Annotated in this window: 21 protein-coding genes and 1 pseudogene; 19 read left to right on the forward strand and 3 right to left on the reverse strand. The window is 45.3% G+C overall.

Going from position 1 to position 23,733, the window contains the following annotated elements:
- Positions 1 to 601: pseudogene (locus PAT3040_RS08625) on the reverse strand (hypothetical protein); the annotation flags it as partial.
- 346 nt (positions 602 to 947) lie between these two features.
- Here PAT3040_RS08625 and PAT3040_RS08630 point away from each other — a divergent pair.
- The 16 genes from PAT3040_RS08630 (at position 948) to PAT3040_RS08705 (ending at position 14,193) form a co-directional block, all read left to right on the forward strand.
- A complete protein-coding gene (locus PAT3040_RS08630) occupies positions 948 to 1,409 on the forward strand; it encodes a hypothetical protein (protein ID WP_108992289.1) in 462 nt (153 codons plus the stop codon).
- Between the two features lie 177 nt (positions 1,410 to 1,586).
- Positions 1,587 to 4,379 carry an ATP-dependent helicase ComFA gene (locus PAT3040_RS38515; RefSeq protein WP_258234903.1) on the forward strand — a complete coding sequence of 931 codons (2,793 nt, stop codon included), beginning with the start codon at positions 1,587 to 1,589 and terminating at the stop codon, positions 4,377 to 4,379.
- 332 nt (positions 4,380 to 4,711) lie between these two features.
- Complete coding sequence (locus PAT3040_RS36875; RefSeq protein ID WP_181376513.1) at positions 4,712 to 5,206, forward strand: ComF family protein; 495 nt, start codon at positions 4,712 to 4,714, stop codon at positions 5,204 to 5,206.
- A 128-nt stretch (positions 5,207 to 5,334) separates the two neighbouring features.
- Entirely contained in the window at positions 5,335 to 5,757 is a 423-nt protein-coding gene (locus PAT3040_RS08645; RefSeq protein ID WP_087569438.1) for a TIGR03826 family flagellar region protein, read from the forward strand.
- 97 nt (positions 5,758 to 5,854) lie between these two features.
- Positions 5,855 to 6,127, forward strand: coding sequence for a flagellar biosynthesis anti-sigma factor FlgM (gene flgM / locus PAT3040_RS08650; RefSeq protein ID WP_108992291.1), 273 nt, complete (start codon positions 5,855 to 5,857; stop codon positions 6,125 to 6,127).
- A gap of 24 nt (positions 6,128 to 6,151) precedes the next feature.
- Positions 6,152 to 6,646, forward strand: a complete 495-nt coding sequence (locus PAT3040_RS08655) for a flagellar protein FlgN (protein WP_108992292.1) — start codon at positions 6,152 to 6,154, stop codon at positions 6,644 to 6,646.
- A 15-nt stretch (positions 6,647 to 6,661) separates the two neighbouring features.
- A complete protein-coding gene (gene flgK / locus PAT3040_RS08660) occupies positions 6,662 to 8,197 on the forward strand; it encodes a flagellar hook-associated protein FlgK (protein ID WP_108992293.1) in 1,536 nt (511 codons plus the stop codon).
- Positions 8,198 to 8,230: 33 nt separating this feature from the next.
- Complete coding sequence (flgL, locus tag PAT3040_RS08665; RefSeq protein WP_108992294.1) at positions 8,231 to 9,148, forward strand: flagellar hook-associated protein FlgL; 918 nt, start codon at positions 8,231 to 8,233, stop codon at positions 9,146 to 9,148.
- 2 nt (positions 9,149 to 9,150) lie between these two features.
- On the forward strand, positions 9,151 to 9,720 hold the full coding sequence (locus tag PAT3040_RS08670; protein WP_108992295.1) for a DUF6470 family protein: 570 nt from the start codon (positions 9,151 to 9,153) through the stop codon (positions 9,718 to 9,720).
- Between the two features lie 95 nt (positions 9,721 to 9,815).
- Positions 9,816 to 10,265, forward strand: a complete 450-nt coding sequence (gene fliW, locus PAT3040_RS08675) for a flagellar assembly protein FliW (RefSeq protein WP_108992296.1) — start codon at positions 9,816 to 9,818, stop codon at positions 10,263 to 10,265.
- Between the two features lies 1 nt (position 10,266).
- Entirely contained in the window at positions 10,267 to 10,512 is a 246-nt protein-coding gene (csrA, locus tag PAT3040_RS08680) for a carbon storage regulator CsrA (protein WP_108992297.1), read from the forward strand.
- Between the two features lie 109 nt (positions 10,513 to 10,621).
- Positions 10,622 to 11,416, forward strand: coding sequence for a flagellin N-terminal helical domain-containing protein (locus tag PAT3040_RS08685; protein WP_108992298.1), 795 nt, complete (start codon positions 10,622 to 10,624; stop codon positions 11,414 to 11,416).
- A gap of 89 nt (positions 11,417 to 11,505) precedes the next feature.
- Positions 11,506 to 11,928 carry a flagellar protein FlaG gene (locus tag PAT3040_RS08690; protein WP_258234904.1) on the forward strand — a complete coding sequence of 141 codons (423 nt, stop codon included), beginning with the start codon at positions 11,506 to 11,508 and terminating at the stop codon, positions 11,926 to 11,928.
- A 29-nt stretch (positions 11,929 to 11,957) separates the two neighbouring features.
- A complete protein-coding gene (fliD, locus tag PAT3040_RS08695) occupies positions 11,958 to 13,460 on the forward strand; it encodes a flagellar filament capping protein FliD (RefSeq protein WP_108992299.1) in 1,503 nt (500 codons plus the stop codon).
- Positions 13,461 to 13,474: 14 nt separating this feature from the next.
- On the forward strand, positions 13,475 to 13,870 hold the full coding sequence (fliS, locus tag PAT3040_RS08700; protein WP_108992300.1) for a flagellar export chaperone FliS: 396 nt from the start codon (positions 13,475 to 13,477) through the stop codon (positions 13,868 to 13,870).
- A complete protein-coding gene (locus PAT3040_RS08705; protein WP_108992301.1) occupies positions 13,867 to 14,193 on the forward strand; it encodes a hypothetical protein in 327 nt (108 codons plus the stop codon). The genes fliS and PAT3040_RS08705 overlap by 4 nt, the downstream gene beginning before the upstream one ends.
- A 46-nt stretch (positions 14,194 to 14,239) precedes the next feature.
- Here PAT3040_RS08705 and PAT3040_RS08710 read toward each other — a convergent pair whose 3' ends face one another.
- Together PAT3040_RS08710 and PAT3040_RS08715 are read right to left on the reverse strand one after the other, a co-directional pair.
- Positions 14,240 to 16,174: a tetratricopeptide repeat-containing glycosyltransferase family 2 protein gene (locus PAT3040_RS08710; protein WP_108992302.1), complete on the reverse strand. Its 1,935-nt coding sequence runs from the start codon at positions 16,172 to 16,174 to the stop codon at positions 14,240 to 14,242.
- Positions 16,175 to 16,388: 214 nt separating this feature from the next.
- Complete coding sequence (locus PAT3040_RS08715; RefSeq protein WP_087569424.1) at positions 16,389 to 16,586, reverse strand: cold shock domain-containing protein; 198 nt, start codon at positions 16,584 to 16,586, stop codon at positions 16,389 to 16,391.
- Between the two features lie 275 nt (positions 16,587 to 16,861).
- Here PAT3040_RS08715 and PAT3040_RS08720 point away from each other — a divergent pair, with 275 nt between their 5' ends.
- The 3 genes from PAT3040_RS08720 to PAT3040_RS40275 all read left to right on the forward strand — a co-directional run.
- Positions 16,862 to 19,369: an NHL repeat-containing protein gene (locus PAT3040_RS08720; protein WP_108992303.1), complete on the forward strand. Its 2,508-nt coding sequence runs from the start codon at positions 16,862 to 16,864 to the stop codon at positions 19,367 to 19,369.
- Complete coding sequence (locus PAT3040_RS08725) at positions 19,359 to 21,500, forward strand: hypothetical protein (RefSeq protein WP_108992304.1); 2,142 nt, start codon at positions 19,359 to 19,361, stop codon at positions 21,498 to 21,500. The genes PAT3040_RS08720 and PAT3040_RS08725 overlap by 11 nt, the downstream gene beginning before the upstream one ends.
- Before the next feature lie 18 nt (positions 21,501 to 21,518).
- Positions 21,519 to 23,733 (forward strand): LicD family protein (locus PAT3040_RS40275; protein WP_108992305.1); only part of this gene is annotated, 2,215 nt, incomplete at its 3' end.

Consider the following 23,733-nt stretch of genomic DNA (forward strand, 5'->3'; position numbering starts at 1 on the left):
TCTCGACAGGTGTCTGAACTGGAGTCTCGACAGGTGTCTGAACTGGAGTCTCGACAGGTGTCTGGACCGGAGTCTCAACCGGCGTAGCCGAAGGAGACGGACTAGGCGTCGTACATCCGGTGGCCGATTGGAACGCATATTTGAGCAGGTAAAAATGTCCGGTTCCAGGCTGCAGATGCTCCTGAACAGGACCCAAGTAGAGGTCAAGCTGCGAAGGACCGCACGGAGGCAAGTCGATCGTGAGTTCATATTTGCCCGGCGAATCTGCCTTCAGCGTATGAGAAGAGAACAATACTTGGTCTTCGTAAGGCAGCGGCGAGCTGTCATACTTATAGTCGGAGAACGTAATTTCAACGCAGTCCATCTTCGTTTCGAAGTAGGCTGTCGCTGTCCCGTTGTTATGGATGACGATCTGGATCCCTTCTCGATCGACGGCATTGATGTTTTTGGTATAGGTCTGGCAGATTGGGGCAGGTACAGGGGCGGGGAACGTATCGTTGGCGGAGTTGCCGCCTTCCGCCCAAACAATGGAACTTAACGGAAATGATACAATTAGTATCATTGATAATAAAAAAGCAAGTCGTTTCTTAACGGTTGACATGCTTTCACTCTCCTTCTATCAGTAACTGCGGCTCTCCTCCGACATCCTGCAAGGCGATGCTAGTCGTTTCCCAACGCAATACGCTGTCCAAGTCTCCGGATGACTTCGGTAGCATAGGGCATGACATGGAATGCCGAATAGTCATTTGAATATATGCATAGGGCTTGTACAAAAATGATAACATATTATGAATATACGGCAAGGGTGTTATTTTGGGAGATGTTGGGGATTGGACCGAAATGATTGTCGAAATATGTAAGCGGATGCACATTTTAGCTTCTTGTCCTGTTCTGCCGTAACCGATGGGCTCCTTTCGGCATATAGTGGCATAGAGGAGGTGGCTGATATGTTAGAGCTTCTGCTACTGGTCATCGGTTGTTATGCGGCTGCAGCGCTTCTGGTGCATCTGGCATACAGGTTCGGAGGGGAACGCAAGAAATTGCGCAAACATTACGTGCTGATCGCGGACGGGCGGCAGCCTCATTTGGAATGGTATTTGCGATCCGTACATTCTTTCTCGAGCTGGACGGGAAGTGACATACGGTTGACCGTTTTTGATCGCGGCATGACAGACGAGTCGAAAGCAATCATAGATCGGTGGAATCGCGAGAGCCATTCGGTAGGGATGTTGCGGACGGATACGGGTGAGGCGTCGGGCGTTACTGACGGCAAGAGTTATTCATCAAGTGGGGATGGAGCGGTTCATTTGTTATGGCTCCTTCAATCGAGGGGAATCGTATCCGAAAGGGATTATCCAGTATTGGTAGATTTACAAAATCCGGAAGACTTGTCTAAGATGCCTTTTTAGCTTATAATCGCCTTATATACCCTAATAACTTGAGAGAATCCAAGTGAAGCACACTTGATTAATGCCGGCTAACGGCTTAATCAGTGTGCTTTTTTGTCGTGGACTTGAAGGGACGCAAGGAGACAGACGCCGGGCGAGATTAAAAAACAGAGCAGTTAAGAAAAAGGGGGAACGCAGTTGAAAGCATATGTGTATTTGTTGAAGCAAAACGAAGAATGGACAGCTTGGATGACTCTGTCGCCCGAGGTGGATTACGCTTTTTGGTTCGGAAGAGGGAGCGCCTGGCAAGAAGCGGATTGCGCTTGGTATTGGCAGGAACCGCTGCCTCTCGGTCAGGCGGTCGAAGCGGCGCGGCTGTGGAGGGGAAGAGGCCAGCGCGGAAGCAGGACGTTGCTTGCGAAACAGGGATGGGCTGCCCTGTGGGATCAGGGGGAGACCAGGGAGTACGTGAGGCAGGCAGAAAGTGCAGGAAAGGCTGATAGCCGCATCAGGAAGCAGGGGAGAGCTCCTGGCGAAGCGGAGGCTGTCGGAAGGATGTCACGACTCATTGATGAAATCCGGACAGCAGACTCGGGGAGGCGAAGAAGCTGGCTGTTCGATTGGAGAAAAGGAGCGGTGGCGGAGCGTTATGAAGGCAGCGGATTGTATGGGGGGAATGAGAGTAGAGCGAGTGAGGGGAAGTGTGGGTATGGTGAGGGCCGGCCTGGAATGGGGACGAATGGAGGGCAAGAAGGAGGAAGAGAGGTGCCACTGCAAGGTAAAGATAGGAGCGGCATTGTGGATATGCGGGACGCTGCTGCGATAGCAGGTAAGGGTGGCGACGGTATTGTGGAAGCGCAGCAAGTTACAGCATTAGCAAGAAACGGCGACGAACGGTGTTATGAAGGTGAGCGTGTCCATAGCAAGGGACGGCGCAGAAGTGTGGTGCGCTGGAGCGCAGGTGACGGGCGGCAAGTTATGGATGCCGACCGGTGGAGTCATGTGGCGGCAATCGCGAAGCTTGCCGCCGGGCTCTTGCAGGGACGCGCGCTGCTAAGCGTGGAAGCGCGCGCCCTGCTTGCCAGCGCAGCCGTGCCCGGCGCCGAGGCCAACTGGAGCGAAGCGATCCAGTTGGCTGCGCTGCTCGGGCAGGTGCGCCTGAGCGGATCGGTCGCCGCCCCCGAGGGCAAGCGGGCGGACGCCAGGCGCCGACTCCGCTGCATGCGTTGCGGCAGCGGGGAGGCGCATTTGCGGCGCGCGCCATGCATGTCCTGCGGGCGCGACTGCGCCTATTGCGAGGCCTGTATTCTGATGGGCCGGAGCCGGGAGTGCGAGCTGCTCATTCGGGGCATGTACGACTCGCCCGTATGGAAGGAACAAGGGCTTGGCAGATGGAAGGCGCTCCGTCGGCAGCCGATGCCGGAACGACTTGGCAAGTGGGGACTAAGCCCGGCGCAGCGGGAGGCTACGGCGAAGGCGCTGCATTTTCTCGAAGAGCATCCCGTTGGAGAGAGAATGAAAGGCACTCGTGTACCACGCCTTAGTAATACGCTTGGCAGAGCAATCACGAAATTAATGCCGTCAGGCCGCTCTCGGAAATCTGGTGCAAGTGACATGGACCAGCAACCCGGAGATGACGAATCGGATACGCATCCACTACGCGGGAATCAGGAGCAAAGAACACGAACCGCGACCGAGGACCGCTATAACTATCCAGGTCGGCGCGAGGGCGAGGGTGAAAGAACAAGCAAGGGAACAAGCAACGGCATTAGCAAGGAAATAAGCAGCGGAACAAACAGCGGAACAAGCAAAGGAACAAGCAAAGGAACAAGCAAAGGAACAAGCAAAGGAACAAGCAAAGGAACAAGAAAAGAAACAAGCGATGACAACAGGACTAAGCTGCATGTCGTAGAAACGGAGGCATCTAGCACGCGGAGCTCCGTTCTGGAGGGGGACAAACCCTCACCCGATCGCAGCTTCCTTATTTGGGCGGTGACAGGAGCGGGTAAAACGGAGATGGTTTTTCCGTTAGTCGAGTCCATCATAAGCAGAGGGGGGCGCGCCTTGATTGCCTCTCCGCGCAGGGACGTCGTCTTGGAGTTGGATCCCCGGATACGGAAAGCATTCCCTGCATCGAATGTTGTGACGCTGTACGGAGGGAGCGAACAACGTTGGGATAGGGGGGAAATCACTTTGTCGACGACGCATCAGCTCATCCGATTTCACGAAGCATTTGATCTCGTCATCGTCGATGAAATTGATGCCTTTCCGTACCATGGAGATCCCATGCTGTATTTCGCGGCAGACAAAAGCCGCCTTCCCGGCGCGCCAAAGCTGCTGTTGTCGGCAACCCCTCCTCGTGAGCTTCAATATGAAGCCAAGCAAGGCAGGCTGGCGCACGCACGCGTGCCCGTGAGGTATCACCGACATCCGCTTCCCGTCCCCAAGCTGCTTCGTTCGCCAAGTGTCCGCCATTTGCTGGCAAAGGGGAGTGTGCCTGCCTCGCTCCTGCATGCCATCCGTCATTCGTTGGGGCGCGGGGCGCAGGTATTTCTTTTCGTACAGCGTATTAGCGAATCCGAGCCTATGGCCGCGCTGCTTCGCAAGCAGCTGCCGACGAACGAGATCGAAGCAACGTCCTCCAAGGATCCTGACCGCGCTAATAAAGTCATTCGCTTTCGCACCGCCGAGACAAGATTGCTGGTGACGACAACCATTCTGGAGCGGGGAGTGACGGTACCGAGGAGCGATGTTTATATCCTTGATGCGGATGGCAAGTTATTCGATGAAGCGTCCCTTGTGCAGATGGCGGGGAGAGCTGGACGATCGGCAGATGATCCTGCAGGCAAGGTTTATTTTATCGGGCCGGCCAGGACGGTCTCTCAGCTGCGGGCTGTTCGTCACATCAGGGGGATGAACCGTATTGCAGCTAAAAAAGGTTTCTTGTTCGAGGTTCGCCGTAGCGACAAGCAAAAGGAGAAGGGCACATGAGCTTTGTTCAGTGGCTCGCGGCATTAAAGAAGAGTTTGACCGGAGCGCATAATTTGGCGGATTGGCTGACTGTCGGAGCGGACAACTGCCTCGTGTGCAATGGAATGATTCGCGGGGAATCGCAGCATGATAGAACCGGCAAAGGGCTGCTATACTTGCGACAATCCTTATGTCATCGCTGCAGGGAGTCTATTCCATGGATAAATCGAGTGGAGTGCCCTCATTGCGGCCGGGGTATGTATTGCGAAGATTGTAAGCGCCAGCCGAATCGGCATTTCCGGTTGAATCGAAGTGCTGTTACCTATGATGCCGTCATGAGGAGCTGGCTGGCGATGTACAAATATCGCGGACTGGAGCGGCTTGGACCTGCTCTGGCGGAGATGCTGTGCCCAGTATACGAACGACTAACCGAAGCGGCAGGCGGCCGATGGGACGCCATGACATATGTGCCAATCAGCGATATTAGAGCAGAGGAACGAGGATTTAATCAATCAGCTGCGATGGCCGAGTATGTCTCGAAGCGTTATGGCATTCCGTTGCATTCGCTGCTTAAGCGTACGCGGCATACCGAGAAAATGAGCTTCAAGACGCGAACGCAGCGTCTAAGGGATGCTCAGGGGTTATTCGCGCCGAGGGAAGCGGGTTTTCAAGAGCTTAGGGCCAATCACCCCCTCCAAGCTGGAGAAAATGCCATGAATATATTGCTTGTAGATGATATTTTTACGACAGGGAGTACTGCGGACGCTTGCTCCAAGGCGCTCCAAGCGGGAGCCCGGATACTGGATACAGAGGCATGCATCTATGTGCTGACGTGGGCGCGATCCTAGAATCATCCTGTGCTGAAGTGGTGGAGGGACGTAACGCGATCGCCAATCATTTTGCTAATGAAATAAACCTTGAATTCCGTTAAACTATAGTAAGAGCTGGTTTTTACGGACAAGGAGGTCGTTTAGTTATGAATTTGGATAATTGTCCTCGCTGCGGCAAGCTATTTGCCAAAAACTTCAGAGATGTTTGCCCTGTCTGCATTCGGGACATTGATAGAGAGTATCAGTTGTGCGCAGATTATCTGAGAGAGTTTAAAGGCGCGATGATTGGGGAGTTGTCGGACCAGACCGGCGTCTCCATCAAACAAATCACGAAGTTCATTCGAGAAGGACGTATTTCGATGGTTAATGCCCCAAATCTGTCTTACCCATGCGAATCTTGCGGTACATTAATCCGTGAGAATCATATCTGTGACAGCTGCCGCGCCCGTCTTGTTAAGGACACGAACCAGATGAGACGGAATGAAGCCAGCAAAGCGGCGATGACGGAGGAAGAGAAACGCGCAGCACAGGCCGCATACCGTGGGATATCCCAGTATAAGGACAGATAAATCAACAATACTATTAAATAAAGCTTGACTAAAGCCGATAATACTTGCATAAGGTATTCGGCTTTTTTAGTTCCCGTAAATGAATGAGGTGGATAAATTGAAAATAAACGAGACCAATCGCATAGGCGGCACGAATCCATACCAGAAACAATCGGAATTCAGGACGGAAGGCGCCAAGAAGGCCAAACAAAAGGACGAAGTGCAAATTTCGGCCGCAGCCAAGGAGATGCTGACGACGAGCAAGCTTAACAGCACGGAACGTACAGAACGTCTGAACGAGCTCAAGCAATCCGTTGCCTCTGGCACATATCATGTTGATGCAGGCAAGATTGCAGAGAAGTTATTGCCTTATTTAAACAACAACAATTGAACGGAATAAAGGCGGGATGAGCGGATGTCGATGACAGGCATGATCGAAATATTGCAGAAGCAGTTGAACTTGTACGAGAGGCTGCTTGTCTGCGAGGAAGAAAAGAAACCGCTTATTCTAGCCAATGAAGTTGTTAAACTGAACGTTCTGACGCAGAAAGAAAAGCTGCTGACCGCCCAAGTCGATGAGCTGGAGACAAACAGGCTGCTCATGACGGCTAGACATTTCAAGGAGCTGGGCTTCCGCAACCGCTCCGGCATATTATCGGATCTCATCAAGTCCGTCAATCATCCGGAAGAGAAGCGTCAGCTTATGGAGATGCACGAGTCGCTGACTCGCGTACTTACCAGGCTCAAGCAAATTAACGAAGAGAACCAGATGCTCATCCAGCAGTCATTGGATTTCGTTAATTTCTCGATTAGTCTTATGGTCGAAGATCCTAACGAGGACGTTACGTACCAGCATCCAATGAGCACCAATTACGGGAATAAGCGCAATTGGTACGATTCGAGAGCATAACGAGGAGATGAAACGATGAGATCGACCTTCCACTCGCTGGAGACGGCAAAACGAGGCATTTTCACGCAGCAGGCTGCGATCAATACGGTTGGTCACAACATATCTAATGCCAATACAGAAGGGTTCTCGCGGCAAAAGGTAACAATGGTTGCATCGAGGCCGATCGAGGCGTATGGCTTAAATCGATCTAACGCTCCGGGACAGCTTGGTACGGGTGTCGAATTCACTTCAATTACCCGTATTCGCAATGCTTTCCTGGATCAGCAATACCGTGAACAAAGTCATGGTGTTGGCAGCCTGGAGATTCAGACGGATACACTTAACAAGCTCGAGGGCTACGTCAATGAACCTTCTGATCATGGAATTCGTGCAGTCATGGAGAAATTTTGGAGTACGTGGTCTGACCTGAGCAAGGATCCGGAGAATGTAACGGGACGGGAAATTTTGCAGGAAACATCCAAGGCGTTGATGGATACATTCAATGAACTTAATCGCCAATTGACGGATCTGCATGCAGATTTAACTTCAAATGTCGATGTTAAGGCGGCAGAAGCTAATTCGTTGCTCTCTACAATTAGCTCATTGAACCAGGAAATTGGCAGAATTGAATCCATTGGCGATAGTGCTAACGATCTTAGAGATCAACGGGATCTCATGACGGACAAGCTCTCAAAGATCATGAACATTACGGTATCCGAAACAAACCAAGGCTATACGATTAATATGGGGACGACGAACCTGCTGGAAGGAACGACAGTGACTCCGGTAACTACAGGGGCGCTCGAAGCTGCGTATACTAGTGGATCCCTGCAGGGCGGCGAAGTTCATGGAATGATCTTATCCCGTGATAAATACGTGAAGGAATTCGCTAACCAATTGCACACACTGGCGAATACGATCGCTAACGGCGAAATCGAAGTGACGATTCCCAAAGGATCGGTACTGCCAGGCACTACCGTCCCGCTTGCTGCCGATCAAACCATTACGGTTAACGGAATTAATGGACTGCATAAGCTTGGCTACACGTTAGAAGATCCGGCTACTGCTGGTCAAGATTTCTTCGTCTTTACGGCTGACCCGGACAGTTTGACAGGTTGGAATTATCAGCTTAATGCATCTATAGCGGCCGATTCCAATAAAATCGCTACTTCGTTGCGCACGACTACCGACGGTGGCGGAGTAACAAGCGTAATTAAAGGGAACAACGGATTGGCGCTCCTCATGTCCGAATTAAAAAACGTAAAGTTTGCTTTTGATGAGACTGCACAGGGCGGAGGTATTACCCAAGCAACGGTTAACGACTTTTATGGTGCCGTTGTTGGTGCTCTTGGCGTTCAAAGTCAGGAAGCGGATAGACTGTACAACAACTCGCAGATGCAATTGGACCAAGTTCAAAGCAACAGATTATCCGTCAGCGGGGTTTCTTTGGACGAAGAAATGTCCGATCTGATTAAGTACCAATATGCCTACAGCGCATCCGCAAGATTTATGACCACATTCGACGAGATGCTGAATAAGCTTATCAACGGAACAGGAGTCGTTGGCCGCTAATCCAAGCGGTTATCGCTAAGGGGGAACTGGAGTATGACGCTTCGAGTAACACAGAGTATGATGCATTTGCAATTGTCCAGAAACTTAAACCGGAATATGACCCAGATGGAGCAGTTGCAGCAGCAAACGACGACTGGTCGCAAGATCAACAAAGCTTCCGATGATCCGGTAGGTATTACGTATTCCTTGCGGTACCGCACAGAGCTAACAGCTACCACGCAATACCAGAAGAATGTTGATTCCGCATTATCGTGGCTTGACTTTAATGACACGGTGCTCGGACAAGCAGGCGATGTCCTGCATCGTATCAAAGATTTGGCGACAAACGGGGCAAGCGGCACGAATCCGCAAATTGCGCTTGACAATATCCAGTCCGAAATAGCCCAGTTGAAAACACAGCTTATTGAAATTGGGAATAGCAAGATGAATGGCAAATACGTATTTAACGGAGAACAGTTTGACAAGCCTCCTTATAATACGGGCGATCCGCTGCTTGATGCTAAGGCGGTTAGTGGTGACCAAGGAATCATTAATTATGCGATTGGTCCAAATGTAACCGTGGATTTGAATTTGTCCACAGAACAAATTTTTGGAGCGGCTGACCCCACTGGCACGGGCAACAATATATTCTCCGTTATTGATCGCGTCATGGCGGGGTTGAGCTCTGGTAATTACTCGGACGTAACGGCAGAACTGTCGAATATCGAAATCGGCATGGATCGAGTGTTGAATAAACGCTCAGAAGTAGGCGCTCGAGTTAACAGGTTGGAACTGACACAGAATCGTTTAGCCGATCTGGAATTGAATTTGACGGATATGAAATCCAAAACCGAAGATGCTGATTTCGAGAAGTTGCTGATCGATACGCAAATCAATGAAAATATTTATCAGGCGTCTCTGGCGGTAGGCGCAAAAGTGATTAGTAAATCTTTGGTTGATTTCTTGAGGTAATCATGAGATTGCCCCAGATTCAAATTCAGTCAATGCCTGCACGAATTGACATTCGCTCACAGCAGGGCAGATTCGACATCAGGCAGCAGCCGGCAGTCATGGATATAAAGTCGACTAGAACTGTAATCGATGTGGAGTGGGAGCGGCCAGAGGTTCTATTCGATATGACAAAAACGTGGGAAGCATTGAATGGCGGCGGAAATCTTGCTTTCATGAATCGCATATACAATCAGTCCGGACAGTTTGTTTTGCAATCGATACAAAACACGGTGAGCGAATACGATCGGATAGGTGATTTGCCGACAGACGGATCCGCCATCGCCGCCATTGCCAAAGAAAGCATGTATAGACAACCGCCAAAGCTTCAAATGTACGGAGAGGCTTCCGTGCTGAATTTATCTTTTGATCCGCGCATCTCGAAGCCTCAGGTGCAAGTACGGCCTGGCGATGTTAATATTTCAATTACTCCGAGCAAGCCGGAGATTAATTATCAGCGTGGCAACGTAAACATCGAAATGGCACAATATCCTGCTGTTCAAATCACGTCGCCGCAAATTGATTTAACTGTGTAAGAATGCCATAATAAAGAAGCTATGGAATCGGATGCGATATCATAGCTTTTTCTATTGGTGCACGGAGAAGTGAAACCATGTTAGGGAGGGTGTAAATGATGCTTTTGCAGACATCAAGATTTGGTGCATTGGAAATCCAACGGAATGATGTATATGACTTTCAGCAGGGTATACCTGGCTTTAAAGACTTGCACAAATATATGCTAATCGAAATTGATGATAGTCCGTTTAAATACCTGCAGTCCGTGGATAACGGTGAATTGTCTTTTATCGTGGTTTCCCCGTTTGAGTTTTTTGAAAACTACGAGTTTATTCTGCCTCAGGAGGTTCAGACTATTCTAGACATTGAGGATGAGAAGCAAGTTAGAATCCTAAATATAATATCTATACGAGAAGAGCTCGCATCAGCGACAATCAATTTGGCAGCACCCATTGTAATGAATACCGAGAGAATGAAAGGCATGCAATATATACTCCCTGATGGCAGTTATTCAATACACCAGCCGTTGTTCAATGCAATTGAAGTCGTCAAAGGGGGACAATAACATGCTGGTGTTGAGTCGAAAAGCAGGATCGTCACTCATGATTGGCGATGGAATAGAGATAACAGTCCTGGATATAACGAATGACGTAGTTAAGATAGGAATTACAGCCCCTAAAGAGATCCAGATATTGCGCAAAGAGTTGTATACGCTTGTAGAAGACAACAATCGTTCAGCAGAGACCTCTTCAATAAGCAAGGAAGATTTACTTAAACAGTTCAAGGAAATGAAAAATATAAAAAAGCTATAAAAGAATGAATTGGAAATGCCGATATAGTACATAGGGCTGATAAGGGCGGCCGACCTGAATCAGTCTACCACAAGGATGTGGGATACCTAAACTCAAGGAGGAACTAACAATGCGTATTAATCACAACATCACAGCACTGAACAACCACCGCAACATGACGCTTAACACTGCTTCCGCAGGAAAAAGCATGGAAAAACTGTCTTCCGGTCTTCGCATTAACCGTGCAGCCGACGATGCAGCTGGTCTTGCTGTATCCGAAAAAATGCGTGGTCAAATTCGTGGCTTGGAGCAAGCTCAACGTAACGTACAAGACGGAATCTCGTTCGTTCAAACGGCTGAGGGCGCAATGAACGAAGTAAGCGCAATGCTTTCCCGTATGAAGGAATTGAACGTTCAAGCATTGAACGGTACATATTCCACTACTGACCTGTCTAACATCCAAACGGAAGTTAACGAGCTTAGAGCGCAAATCTCCAGCATTCTGTCTGATACTAAATTCAACGGAATTACGATCAGCGGAACTGGTAGCGTAGCGATCCAAGCGAATGACAGCAGTCAAGTTATTTCGATTAACAAAATCACTACTACTTCGATTAACGTTACGGGTATTTCCGCTACTACAACGTTGACGTCTGCAACTCTGACGTCGATCGAGAATGCGATCACTGCTGTTTCCTCGGAACGCGCTAAACTTGGTGCTACTCAGAACCGTCTGGAATACACTTCCAATAACTTGGGTACAACAGTTGAGAACTTGACTGCTGCCGAATCCCGTATCCGTGATACGGATATGGCGAAGGAAATGGTCGAGCTCACAAAGAACAATATTTTGCTGCAAGCTTCGCAAGCGATGCTGGCGCAGGCCAACTCGGCTCCACAGGGCGTTCTCTCTCTCCTTCGTTAATTAACGGCCTGAGGAATAGTAAACAGAGGCTTTGGATGAATATCCAAAGTCTTTGTTTATATAGCAGCTAAGTTGGAAGAGGCTTGAAGTTGTATATCAACTTTAACAATTTATGGGGTGATAATGTGTCAATCCAAATTTCATCCATGTCCTCTATGTCTGCAAGGCGAACAACAGCGGAGCATAACTATTATGAAAGCATGCCAAGACAGAAGGAACAAAGTGAAATTCCGCATTCTGCAACGGAATTGAAGAAGATAGAACAAACAGGTGCGAAGCTGTCAGTCGGTGACGAACAGATGGTGAAAATGGTCGACCGTGCAATAAAAGCGCTGCAGGGTCCCCATACCAATGCCCAGTTATCCATTCATGAGCCGACTAATACCGTCATGATCAAAATCATAAATAGCGATACGGGAGAATTGATTCGAGAAATTCCTCCCGAGAAGACGCTTGATATTGTAGCAAAACTAATTGAAGTGAATGGTCTATTGTTTGACACACGCGTGTAAGTTGAAAATGACAGAGAGGAGTGTGAATAATGAGAATTTCTGGAATGGCGTCGGGCTTTGATATCGATGCAATGGTTAAGCAATTAATGGAGTCGCATAGCGCCCCATTAAATAAACTGAAACAAAAGACGTTGAGCATTAACTATCAGCAAGAAGCTTTTAGAAGCGTAAGTACAATGCTAGTCGATTTTCGGAATAACAAACTGCCCAATCTAGCTCTTACTAGCTCAATCAATGCCAAGAAGGCTGAAGTGACGGGGAATACAGCCGCTATATCAGCGAAAGCTAATGCTAAGGCATCTAATAGTATACTTAATGTCGAAGTACAAGAGCTAGCAACAGCTTCAACGCTTAAGTTTAAGGTCAACAACCCCGATAATAAGGATTTAGCTACAGCGACTTTGGCTGATCTGGGGTGGACAAATGCCACTGGGAAACTGAAAATTGGCACAACCGATATTAACTACGCATCAACTGACACTCTTGAAAGTCTAGTTAAAAAAATTAATTCGAATAAAGATGCTAATGTCACTGCTTTATATAATAGTAATGGTGAAATATCCATAACGTCTAAAACTACTGGCAAGGTGAATATTAAGCTTGACGGTGACTTTACTGTATCAGGCAATATCATTTATAACTCGCTAACAGACTATAAGGAAGGTCTGAATGGCAAGGCTATCGTAAATGGTATAACGATGGAAACGGCAAATAATAAGCTAGAAGTGAACGGCGTAGAAATTGTTTTAAAACAGCAGTCACTTGGCAATGGGATATCAACAATTGGAGTAACAACAGACAGCAGTAAAATCCTTGATAATATTAAGTCATTTATCGCGGATTATAACAAAGTGTTAGAAACAATGAACGGCAAGCTTGGAGAGGCACGTTACCGCGGCTATGATCCTTTAACGGATGAGCAGCGCCAAGAACTGACAGATAAGCAAGCCGAAATGTGGGATGAGAAGGCTCGAAGCGGATTGCTTAGAAACGATAGCATTCTTTCTCAAACGGTTTCGAGTTTACGTACGGCTATTATCAGTAACTTTGGGGATATAAATAACAAATTTAATATCCAATCCATCGGGATCACGACAGGCAAATGGCACGAGGGTGGAAAGCTTGTTATCGAGGATGAACAAAAGCTGCTTAATGCCATAGAAGCCGACCCAGAGAAAGTGATGCAGCTTTTTACCGCACGCTCGGACAATCCGCCGGCAGCTGGCTTTAATCAAGCCAACAACCCCGAATCGGGTATTTTTACACGCATTAGTTCCATATTGATGGAATCGCTTAAGTCTATGTCCAATAAAGCAGGAACCTCTCAAGTAAGCACGTCTTTAACCGATACTTTTTTGGTTAATTCGTTACTTAGTACCCAAAAGCGCGAGGTTGAGGATAAGATAACATCGTTGAATCGGAGACTTACAGCTTTGGAAACGCAATATTTCAAACAATTCACCGCAATGGAATCAGCAATCAACCGATACAATTCACAAGCGAGTAGCTTGTTCAGCTTTGCGAATGGATAAGGAGAGATGAATCCATGATTAATCCCTACAACAAATACCAAGAGTCGTCCGTTCAAACGGCGACTCCAGGGCAGTTAATCGTAATGCTTTATGACGGGGCTATTCGTTTTGCGAAGCAGGCAATTAGCGAGATGGAAAAGAAACGGTATGATGCGGCAAATCGCAGCTTCCTCAAAGCACAATCTATTATTCATGAGTTAATCGCGGCACTCGATAGCAATATTGAGCTGTCTAAAAACTTGCATTCAATTTATGAATATATGCTTCATCAGTTAATTCAGGCCAATATAAAAAAATCGTCACAGCCAGCATTGGAAGTGATTGATTATCTGCAAGAACTTCGTGAAACATGGAAACAAGCGATCAAAATGCAAGCTGGAAATATGGCAGTCTCAGGTGAAGCAAGATGAATGAAGGTTTATTACTTTTATTCGAAAAAACGTGCAAATTAGCAGAAACCCAGCCGACAGCTCCTTATGAGCAATTTGAAGAGCTGATCGAACTACGCGAGACAGTTATTCAACAATTGCAGCAACAGGATGTCATTAGCGAAACTGATAAAATGTATATAAAGCGTATTGCTCAAATGGATGCTGATATTAATAATCATATGAGGGAACTTCGCGATGCTGCTGCTTTTGAACTGAAACGACTGGAGGACAAAAAAAAACAGCGATCGGGGTATGATTCCAATCCAATTAGCGATAGCTATTTTATAGATTACCGGAAATAAAAAAGTCTCTGCTTTCGTTACTTCCACGAATGCAGAGACTTTTTTATTATAGATGTTGGATAACGGGTATCTTGCTGAACTGAGAAGATAGTGCGACATATTTCTGTTTGTAACTATGCCTGATATCCTTATCCTCACAGTAGTCGAACAGCAGGCCGTATAGCACTCTGTTTTTAGGCGCGGCTTCAATCGCCCTTAGTAACCAGTCAGTGCCTTCCTTATTCATCTTGTTTTTGAAGTAGAGCATGGCGAAGTTTACTTGATTATTATGGTTCAATGCTTCGTGGTCTGCAAGTAAGTTGAAATATTCGATAGCAAGCTCAGTTTGTCCGTTTTTGTAGAAATAGCCTGCCAACATGTTAATCATAATTGAATGCTGCAGCTTTGGAAGCAGTTGATCAAAGAGATCGAATAATTGCAGAATGATGAGCTCGGATAAGAGATCAAATATTTCGGAAGCATGCTCCTCGATAAATTCGTCACTGACTGTATCCTCTAAAAGGTGATTAAGGATGTTAAAGTACGAAATTTGAGCGGGATGTAGCCTTTCAACACTTGACAATGAAGTATCGTCGAAAACAAGAGAAGCAATAAATGATAGTTTAACAAGCTCATTTTTCTCAATAGGAATAGGGATACGGCTGTTCAAGTCACAATATCGTTCGCGATCATGTTCGAGCAAAGCAAGCTTCAATTCATCAAACAGCAGTAGATTCTTTTTATCCACTATTTTATTGCAGTACCACGCGGCCAGCTCGCGATGTCCGAGATGAAGCGTAACTCTGAACAACATGTAGTAGTCGCTCTGCTTGCGTTCGGCATATAATCTGTCCATCAAACGGATTATGGCATCAAGAGACTCGGATCCAATTAAAATCTGTAATAGAGATATCAATGATGCTTGGTCGTAAGGATTGCCTTGAAGCAGCTTCATCGAATAAAACACAATTTCTTCAAAGTTATTTTCCATCCTGGCGAAATGCACTAATTTGGTTAGCGGCACGGTTGATCCATATTCGGGATTAACAAGCCAAAAGGTTGATTGTGACTGGGACAGCTTCTCGGCTTGTTGATAGGCGTCTAAATAGTTGCTTTTGGATTGGGATTGCAGACCGGCGTATTCGTAAATGACGCCTAGCAGACAATGAAACTCGGGATAATGTTGGTGCGATGCGAAAATCCTGTGAGTCACCTCTAGCGCATCTACTAAACGATCCTGTTTGGCATACAGGTTAACCAAGTCAAAAGCGCAATGCCAACGCCAAGGGTTGGTCTCTGTCGCTTTAGCTAATGCTCTTTCGTAACTGTATATTGCTTTTTTGAGATCGCCTTGCACCGCGTGTTCATTACCAATAGTGAAATGATCATAAGGAGTAAATCCGGACTTTTCCTTTAACGCACTGAAGATCTGTCGATTACGTTCGGACTTATTTTTGGAGTCGAGCGTGCCTTTCAAATAACCGGTATGAAACACCGTGAAAGGAGCTGAATCGGCGGAGAGCACATCCCCGTTTATGTTCGTCAACTGTTCATGGATGGGGCGATAATAAGCTATCCCTTGGTTATTAGGAAACAGTCTAGGAATAGGCGCTTCTGTAATAGAAGATTTCTGCAAAGATTCGCCGTAATAGCTGACGACAGATATGGAGTAGATTTGGTCCCGTTTAATTTCGGTTTCTTGTAAAAACCAGCGGTATTGCTCGATATCCTCAGTGTTGATATATTCATCAGCATCCAAGACAAGAACCCATTTGCCAGTGGCGTAACGAAGACTTTCGTTGCGGGCGGCCGAAAAATCATTAACCCACTTAAAATTATATACGTGCGGCGTATACTTTAAGGCGATTTCTTTAGTGGAATCGGTGGACCCGGTATCGACAATTATGATTTCGTCTGCAAGAGTTTGAATACTCTTTAAACAACGTTCCAGAACATCTTGTTCGTCTTTGACGATCATGCAGACGGATAAGAGAGTTTCCATGAATGCAAGCTCCTGTTCGTTTTTACTATGTTAGTATATGTATTAATTTTATCACAACTTTGGTCATGGTCATTCTAGTTTACATGCATTTATAGAGATTATTGGAGGGAAGTTTTGATCAGTATAACAGAAAAAAGCTCCGGTTGCCCGGAGCCTTGTAATTATGTTGGCACTGTCAATTGAACCATCTATCGTGGGCTGATTAGCCGGATGATTACAGTTTGACTACATTTGCAGCTTGTGGACCGCGTGCGCCTTCTACGATGTCGAACTCGACCGCTTGGCCTTCTTCGAGTGTTTTGAAGCCTTCGGATTGGATTGCTGAGAAGTGAACGAATACGTCTCCGCCTTGTTCAGTCTCGATAAATCCATAACCTTTCTCTGCGTTAAACCATTTCACTTTACCTTGCATATGCAAACATTCCCTTCATCTTCAAATACTGTGAGGCGTCAATTTAGGTCGGGCCCACAATTTGAATATACACTGACATTATGGAATTGTCAAACAATTTATTGTAAGCGAATACATGGCAGGCGTCATTGGGGATTTGACCTGAAACTTACGCTAGTCCCGGTTGTCGAACTATTGTATAATTTGTAGAAGTTAACAGTCAGTTTAATCACATTTCATGCCGATATAATATTTATATAATGACCCTTCAAAAAAATGTATTGGAGCAACGCATAATGAGGAAGCATGTACAGAAACAACTCTTGGATCTGGTTGCAACGGTATGGGAGGGTGTTGTTTACGCGACTGCTCCTACAACCGACCACCGTTCAGCTACAACTGTTTTAGATGACTGCCAAGTTGCAGTAGGAGCAATTGACAGATCTCTTCAAGATGGATTGTCAGAAGTTCGTTATTTTTTCTATAAAAAGTTGAATCTTGATGTATTAAACTTACTTAATCAATTAGCGTCACATGTTACAGAGAATGTGCACCTCGCCCTCGAAGAGCAGTTAAACAGGATATACAGCGAGCTTATGAATGAACCTGAAGTGAAACTGGAAATTGTATTCCTTCCTTATAAAGCCTCTATGTGGGATAGCCTTGAAAGCATTTGGCGGGCGGCCCAAGTGGATCCGCATTGCAACAGTTATGTCGTCCCAATCCCCTATTTCGACCGAAATGCTGATGGGACTATTCGGGAGGCGCATTATGAGGGTAATGATTTCCCGGAATACGTAACAATAACGAACTTTAACCAGTATGATATTGTAAAGCATCAACCGGATGTGATTTATATTCACAATCCTTTTGACGATAGGAACGCTGTTACAATTGTACATCCCGATTATTTTTCATCCGAATTGAAAAAGCATACTAATCTGCTGGTTTATGTTCCGTACTTTGTTCTTGGCGGAGGAATATCAGACTCTCAAACTGTCAGTCTGCCCGTATATGAACACATGGATTTGATGATTGTTCAGTCAGAAAAATATAAGGAAATATATGCGCAATTTATTCCAGAGCACAAACTGATGGCGTTAGGTTCGCCCAAAATTGACAGAATTGTACAGTCCCAAATGGAGAAAGAACATATGCCGATAAGCTGGAGAAGCATCATCGGTCATAAAAAGGTTGTTTTCTATAATGTCAGCCTCTCGAGCATATACCAGTATGGAACCAAGGTACTAACGAAGATGAAATACGTATTTGACGTGTTTGCTGCGAGAAAGGATATTGTATTACTTTGGAGGCCCCATCCGTTGATGGAATCGACACTTATGTCGCTTGATTCATCACTGTATGAGCACTATCAAGGACTTAAGAGGCAGTTTGTTTCCAATGATTTAGGTATTTATGATACTAAACCTGATATGGGGGCTGCTATTGAAGTTTCCGATGCTTATGTGGGAGAAGAGACGTCTTCTATCGTACATTTGTTTGGATCTTCTGGCAAGCCCATACTAATCACAGACACAATTATTGATCAGAAGCCTGAGCAGGAGGATATTGCTGCTTTGGCGTTCTATGATGCTTACTTTGAAGGTGATTCGGCATGGTTCGCAGCCATTGATTATAATGCAATCTGTAAGATCGATATAAAAAGCGGAAAAGCCGAATTGATATGCAAGTTGCCGACATCGAATCCAGGACAGTGGCAATATTACGATATACTGAAGGTTGGAGACAAGCTGTACGTATTGCCCATGAATGCGACTGATTTATGTGAATACGATTTGAATACGAGAACATTGAAGATTATTCCGATTCCGGACGCGGGCACATATAACTTTGACCGTATGATACATTATGGGTATAGTCTTATTTTAAAGCCTAAATGCTATCCTGCAATTTTAAAATACGATTTAAGATCAGACGATTTTATTAAGTATAGCGACCCCATAAAGCCGTTTCTTAGAGACGATCAACCATCTATGTTTATGTGGGCGGTGTGCACACGCGGCTCGCGAATGCTTATTGGTTCTGCTATTGATAACAGAATTCTTGAGTTTGAAATGGAGTCCGGTGAGTTGGAAATACATACGGTCGGCTCTATGGAGACCAATTTTTTTGCTATGGCTTTCGATGGCAAGGATTACTGGTTTGTACCCAATGAGGGCAGGGCAATTGTGCGCTGGAATTACGAAACAAAAAAAACCATCGAATATACTGCATATCCGGAAGGATTCGAGGGTGAATCTAGATTGTTTGCAGGCATAGTCTATTGTGGGGGATATTTGCTGGCCTTCCCTCGCAGCGCTAATATGATTATCCGGATTGATGCGGAAACAGGGGATATGACCGAATATCGACTTTCTTTGCCGTACGAAGAAGGAGGGAGAAAGTCAGGTTACTACCAATATGTAAGTCAATATTATTTTTCTAAAAAATTGGATGATAATCGGGTTGCGGCTTTATCGGCCTATGATAACCGTCTGGTCATTATTGATTTGGAGACGGAAGAAATGAATTCCGTAGTTTGTAAACTCAGGATGCAAGATGTTGAACAGTGTATTGCTGAAATGAATCATTTTACTGTATTAAACGATAATCTTCCTTACGCCAGCAGAGAGAACCGTTATCTATCGATTAATGACTTTATTGAGCGGTATGTGCTCCGGAATGAACATAATCGATTTGCTCAGCAACAATCGTATGCCAACGAGATAAATAATATGGACGGTTCTAGCGGAGAGAAAATTCATCATTATGTAAAGGGGCAGTTTGACCCACATGAAGGCTGAAGAGTATGTGATTCATTCCTTTGGAGAACACTTTGCGGCATATAAAAATAAAAATATTGTGATTTACGGATCCGGTCCCAATACAGAAAAGTTACTTCAACATTATTCGGATTACAATATTATCGGGCTGCTAGACGGTAATAGGCGAGACGGTGAGCTGTACGGGAAACGTATATTGAACTTAGAGGATCCTGTGCTTCTTGACACAGATATTATTGTGGTTGTAGCACATAGAAACAATATAAAAACGATATATGACCGAATATCTGACTTTTGTTATTCCCGTCAAATCCGGCTTTATGGTATCAACGGAAAAAATTTATTTGATTTTTTCGGATCCGGTTTTGTATCAAGAAGCGGTCTTCAGTATTTTCAACTACATGAAAATGAACTAAAAAGGCAAATCGACGCACATGACACGATTAGTTTTGATGTGTTTGATACGTTGATCATGCGCAAAACCTTATTTCCTGCTGACGTGTTTGACATTGTTGGTTACAGAGCAGTCCAATCTGGAATTGAGCTGAGCAACTTCCGTGAGATTCGAATTCATGCAGAGCAAAAAAATCCGCTTCGCTCCGCAAACCTTTATGATATATACGATCACTTGCAGAATATAACGGGCATTTCCGACACGGAACATGAGAAACTGCTGCAATTGGAGATAGAGGTGGAAAAGCAGATCATTGTCCGTCGCGAGACTATGGTTCAAATGCTTGAATACGCCCTGCGAATTGGGAAAAAGGTGTATTTGATATCTGACATGTACCTGCCTAACGACGCGATGACAGAAATATTGTTTAATTGCGGGATTAGAGGATACCATGGTCTATTTGTATCATGTGATTACGGGCGGGGCAAATGGGAAGGATTGTTCGACGATTTTAAAAGATTGGTTCCGAGTAATTCGTACTTGCATATTGGGGATAATGAAGTAGCGGATGGCATATCCGCCAGACGTGCAGGAATAAATGCTTTTTTGATCCGTAGCGCATTGCACATGGCGCAGATATCCACCTACGAAAGCGTGCTTAAGTATGCGCAGAATACAAATGATCGTTCATTAATAGGGCTGATGCTGTCCCGAGTATTTAATAACCCGTTTTGTTTGTACGGAACGCAAGGAAAGCCAAAGCTTGAGAGGGCGGAGGAACTCGGTTACTTATTTATGGGTCCATTCATTACGAATTTTATGCTCTGGCTTTTTGAGGAGCTTCGGCAAGGAGAGTATGACGATGTGCTATTTTCAGCACGAGACGGCTTCTTGATTGAGAAGTTGTATAGCTATTCATTAAAGGAACTGGACATGAAGGAGTTGCCAGCGGGATTATATTTTCACAGTTCTAGAATGATGAGTACAGCTGCATCAATAGAAGATGTAGATGATATTACCTGGCTTGCAAATTACAGGAGTGAATTAACGCCTGAACAAATGTTAGAGCAACGGTTTGGGCTGCTGAACTCAGAGATTATGCCTTATTCCCAAGACCGGCATTCCGATTTGGTAGAATATGCATTAGCTCATAGCGACTCGATCTATGCCAGATCCGAGCAAATTAAGATCAATTATTTGAAGTATATGAACCGCCTTGGACTTGAGCGCGGAAAAATATATGCGCTGTTTGACTTTTGCGCTATTGGAACAAGTCAATATTTTTTGTCAAAAATCGTTCCATTTCAATTAAAAGGCCTCTTTGTTTGTCGATATTATGATAAGAACAACAGAGTGTCTCATGTGGATGCTAAGGCCATGCTCCATAACTATAGTCTTTATGGGCATGACTCTTATTTCTATGCCAACTACTATATGTTGGAAACCATTATGACGTCATTCGAACCTTCCTTGACAGGAATGGACAACAATGGGTCTCCGATCTATGCCGAAGAGGTTCGATCAGAGAAGCAATTGGAGTATGTTCGTATTATGCAGCAAGCAATTGAGACTTACTATTATGAATATATGCGAGTACTTTATATTGAAGGACAAGCCGTGCATCCCGAAATGGGAGATAGGTTGTTGAATTTAATGGATGAGGGATATTCACAAAGAAGCATCGGTATTTTTGATAATATTGTGCTAATTGACGACATGGGCTGGAGACCTCTGGAGATTCAAACAACATTAACATGAGAAGCAGGGGAGCATGATATGGCTGTACTGCATTTGGATAATGCCAAGCAGGAGTATATTCCGGAGAAGCGACAAATCGACAGGGATATAATTGATTATATTAAGAGCAGTCCTGTTGAAGGATTTGATTCAATGATCTCAGGAGATACAAGATGGGAAGTGTTTTATCATCTATCTTCCTTGAGGGAATCTCTTTTTAATTGGTACGAGTTTAAGGAGGGCGCCCGCTTGCTGGAGGTGGGCGCCCAATTTGGGGCGTTGACAGGCCTATTCTGCAGGCAATGTGCGCATGTTACAACTGTTGAGCCGGCAGAGTTTCGGGCAAAGGCCATTTTTGACAGACATCAGAGATACGCCAATTTAGATATTTATGCTGGACATGTTGAAGAGTTCATGTTCGACCAGCAGTTTGATTATGTGATCGTAGCAGGAGTTCCGGAATATTGGAACAGTACTCTGCCTTTCAGAGAGAGATTGCAGAAACTGTTGCAGCACTTGGCGGATTTACTTCGGTCTGACGGTTCGTTGATGCTCGCGGTCGACAATAAATTTGGCCTTCGGTATTTTTGCGGTGCCTCCATATCAGAAGAAAGCTCGCCTTTCGATGCCTTCCAAGAAAGTGCTAATGGGAAAGCGTCTTACCTGTTTAGTAAAAAAGAGCTGGAGGAAATTTTGCAGGGGGCCGGGTTTTCGTCGCGCAAATTTTATTATCCTCTGCCAGATTACAAGTTACCTCAACTGATCTACTCCGAAGAGTTTTTGCCGCAAAGCGAATTGCGTGAAAGATTAGTTCCCTACTATTTAGAACCCAATATCCTTATAGCTAATGAACTTGATTTGTACGATGATCTGGTTCACAATCAGGTGTTTGAATTTTTTGCAAATTCATTTTTAATTGAGTGTTCACCGGTAGCTGACTTTTGCTCGGTTCAATTCGCTGCAGTGACCACGGATCGCGGAAGTAAGGACAGCTTTGCAACAACCATCCATAGTGATAATAAGGTGTACAAGCGTCCATTGCACCGAGACGGCCAAATCAGTTTACAGCACATCTATAGTAATTTGATGGATATTCAGGCGCAAGGTCTTGCAATCGTCCCACATCATCTGGAACATGGATCATTACAGATGCCGTATGTGCAGGCTCCAACATTGTCTGAATTTATGGGGCAGATACTCAAGCAGAATACAAACTTATTTATAGAGCTTTTTGATGAATTATTCAATTGTATTCTGAGCTCGTCCATACCAGTGGAATCAGGCGAACCTACTTGTTTTGATCACATAGTAACATCCTCTGATTGGGGGATTGTACTAAAAAAGGCCTATATTGACATGATTCCGTTTAATTGCTTTTATATGGACGGCAAACTTGTGTTTTTTGATCAAGAATTTGTACGGGAAAATTGTCCTGCCAAGTATGTGATATTCAGGGCTCTGAAATATACATATCTGTTCCATGAGCATGCTGAGCAGACGGTGCCATTGCACATTATGAAAGAGAAATACGGACTGATGACACTTTGGGATATCTTTGATAAAGAAGAAAACCAGTTTGTGTCGGCAAATCGTAACTACAATAAGTTTAAGCAATTTTATAAATGGACGAAGGTGGATCATAACCAGATAACAAATAATCGGAAGCTGCTTGCAGGGAAGTATGAAGGCGACCAGGCGACAGTTCGGAAGCTAAAAAGTGTCCATAAAGTGCAGATGGAATTATTGCGTTTCTTTATTGAAATTTGCGATAAATACCATTTACGTTATTTTGCCGTGCACGGCACTCTTCTCGGAGCGGTCCGGCATCAAGGTTTTATTCCATGGGATGACGATGTGGATATTGCCATGCCTAGGGAGGATTACAATAAGTTAAAACAATTGGCTGAGAAAGTATTCCCCGAAACGTATGAACTGCAAACCAATGAAAATGCTCCAAACGTTTTTTATGGGAACTTATCTCGTTTAAGAGACAACAATACAACCGGAATCGAGTTATCTGAGTGGAGGCGCGGTAATGTCGGAGGAATCTGGATAGATATTATGGCATTGGATTATATACATGCCGATTCGAGACATAGAGAACGACAGTTGAATCGGATTCATCGCTATCAGCGCCTGTTGCTAATGAAAACATATGGAGTAGATTTTCAGGATTACGTTGATTTCTCATGGAGAGACAAGGGGGCATTTCGAGGTCTTTCGTATTTGCTTAGCCGGAAATGGCTGCTTCGCC

Source organism: Paenibacillus agaridevorans, assembly GCF_003112455.1.
Classification (GTDB): Bacteria; Bacillota; Bacilli; order Paenibacillales; family Paenibacillaceae; genus Pristimantibacillus; species Pristimantibacillus agaridevorans.